The 1,258-nt window shown below is 40.0% G+C and carries 1 protein-coding gene; it reads left to right on the top strand.

Translation table 11 applies throughout. The features are described from left to right. Positions 1-122 precede the first annotated feature (122 nt). A partial coding sequence (cas9, locus tag F607_RS0127240) for a type II CRISPR RNA-guided endonuclease Cas9 (RefSeq protein WP_027710493.1) occupies positions 123-1,258 on the top strand: 1,136 nt, incomplete at its 3' end.

Here is a 1,258-nt window from a genome sequence, read left to right as displayed (position 1 = left end):
TGGCTGCCTCTCATTTTGTGCATCTTTCAGCTTGTTAACGGAAAGAGCGTAATTCCTAGTAATCTACGTTGTTAATGTTAATCGTAGGCTGTATCTGTCGTCAATAGAGAAGGGAATGTTTCATGTTGTACCGCTGGGCATTTGATATAGGCGCTAACTCAATTGGTTGGGCTGTATTTGGATTATCAAGTGAGCTTAAAACAATAAAGTTAGTTGATTCAGGTGTTAGAGTATTTCCTGATGGGCGCAACCCTAAGAGTCGTACTTCAAATGCCGTTGCTCGGAGGATAGCACGGCAAGCCCGTAGACGAAGAGATAGGTATTTAAAGCGCCGACATCGATTTATGTCGCAGCTTATTGAGTGTGGTTTGATGCCTATAGATAAGGTGGACAGGAAGGCACTTGAGCATCTCGATCCTTATGAGTTAAGAGTGAAAGCGTTAGATGAAAAGATTCCTCTCTACCAGTTAGGCCGCTTGTTATTTCATTTAGGACAACGAAGAGGATTTAAAAGTAGTCGCAAAGATGATGGTGATGTCAATGAAAAGGGTAAGATAAGCCAAGGGATAGAACGTCTTCAGCAAGTACTTGCTGAATATGACTGTCGTACTGTGGGTGAGTTTTTAGCTAAGCGTCATACACAAAGAGAAGGCACTCGAATTAGAGCTAAAGGTAAAGGCGCTAAGTCATTTTATGATTTTTATGTTCATAGAGAGATGATTGCACAGGAGTTTGATCTTATTTGGCAAACTCAAAGTCAGTATTACCCTGAGGTACTGACAGATGCACGAAAACAGCAATTGAGAGATACACTACTTTTTCAACGTAAGCTACGTCCCGTACTACCTGGAATGTGTGTATTAGATAATACTCGCCACCGGTCACCTTTAGCATTGCCATCCATACAGCAGTTTAGAATATTGCAAGAGCTAAATAACATAAGAGTAACTGACACTAATTTACATTCCAGAGCGTTGACGCTTGAAGAGAGAAATACATTACTAGACTCATTGTCTCAGCGTAAAGAAGCAACGTTTTCTAAGATAAAGGAAAAAATAAAAATACCTGATTCCTATACGTTTAATCTTGAATCAGCAACACGTACCAAACTAAAAGGCAACAGCACTGCAGCGCTACTCGCAAATAATAAAGCTTTTGGAAAAAGCTGGTATCAAAAAACACTCACTGAACAAGATGAAATCGTGGAGGAGTTAGTTAGGGAAGCTGATGAGAAAGTACTTATTAATACGTTGATGGA

Source organism: Zooshikella ganghwensis DSM 15267 (assembly GCF_000428585.1).
In the GTDB taxonomy this organism is placed as follows: domain Bacteria; phylum Pseudomonadota; class Gammaproteobacteria; order Pseudomonadales; family Zooshikellaceae; genus Zooshikella; species Zooshikella ganghwensis.
This window is presented reverse-complemented; position numbering and strand designations above follow the sequence as displayed.